Origin of the sequence: Halobacillus sp. BBL2006 (assembly GCF_000786645.1) — a bacterium.
In the GTDB taxonomy this organism is placed as follows: Bacteria; Bacillota; Bacilli; order Bacillales; family Halobacillaceae; genus Halobacillus.
The window spans coordinates 1-1,132 of record NZ_JRNX01000853.1 but is presented as its reverse complement, the minus strand read 5'-3'; the positions used below and the strand labels follow the sequence as shown (position 1 = coordinate 1,132).

Annotated in this window: 1 protein-coding gene; it reads left to right on the top strand. The window is 43.5% G+C overall.

Annotation, left to right across the window (positions count from 1 at the left end):
* Nucleotides 1-115 precede the first annotated feature (115 nt).
* Nucleotides 116-1,132: tRNA uridine-5-carboxymethylaminomethyl(34) synthesis GTPase MnmE (gene mnmE / locus LD39_RS20450; RefSeq protein ID WP_035552999.1), on the top strand; the 1,017-nt coding region annotated here is incomplete at its 3' end.

Here is a 1,132-nt window from a genome sequence, read left to right as displayed (position 1 = left end):
GTTGATATCTTTTCAACACACACGGGTGTGTGGTATTCTATTAAGTTAGTGACTACAATAATTTTAAACTTGTGGATAAATGAAAAATAAAAGGAAATTAAGGAGGTGAGCGCGTGTGGAAACCGATACGATAACTGCCATTTCGACCCCGATGGGAGAAGGCGCCATCGCCATTGTTCGATTGAGTGGTCCGGAGGCTGTCTCTATATCAGCCAGCCTGTTTCAAGGAAAAAATCTGAACCAGGTAGATTCCCACACGATGCATTACGGAAAAATTATCGACCCTGAAACGGGAGAAATGGCAGAGGAAGTTATGGTCTCTGTCATGCGGGCACCTAAAACTTTTACAAGAGAAGACATCGTTGAGATCAATTGTCACGGTGGACTTGTTTCTGTCAATCGTGTACTTGAAATCGTTCTTGCAAGTGGAGCACGTTTAGCTGAGCCAGGAGAATTCACGAAGCGTGCGTTTATGAACGGACGAATCGATCTGTCTCAGGCCGAAGCCGTGATGGATTTGATCCGTGCCAAAACCGATCGAGCTATGAATGTAGCATTAAAGCAAATGGACGGACGTTTGTCGAAATTGATTCAGGATTTACGTCAGAAATTGTTAGAAACGTTAGCCCACGTTGAAGTGAACATCGACTATCCCGAATACGATGATGTCGAAGAAATGTCTCATGAAATGATGGAAGAAAAAACGAAAGAAGTTCATGCTGAAGTGACGAAGCTGTTAGAAACCGCTCGTCAGGGAAAGATCCTTCGTGAAGGATTAGGGACAGCAATCATCGGCCGCCCTAATGTCGGAAAATCTTCGTTAATGAACGCTCTTGTTCATGAAAACAAAGCGATCGTGACAGAGATTCCAGGAACAACTCGTGATGTAATTGAAGAGTACGTTAATGTAAGAGGCGTGCCGCTAAGGCTTGTCGATACGGCCGGGATTCGTGAGACTGAAGATATTGTCGAGAGAATTGGAGTCGAACGTTCAAGGCAAGTACTGAAAGAAGCCGATCTCATCCTACTTGTGTTAAACTATGGGGATGAGTTGAATGAAGAAGATGAAAAGCTTTTTGAAGCGATCAGCGATATGAACGTCATCGTCATTGTAAATAAAATGGACTTAGAA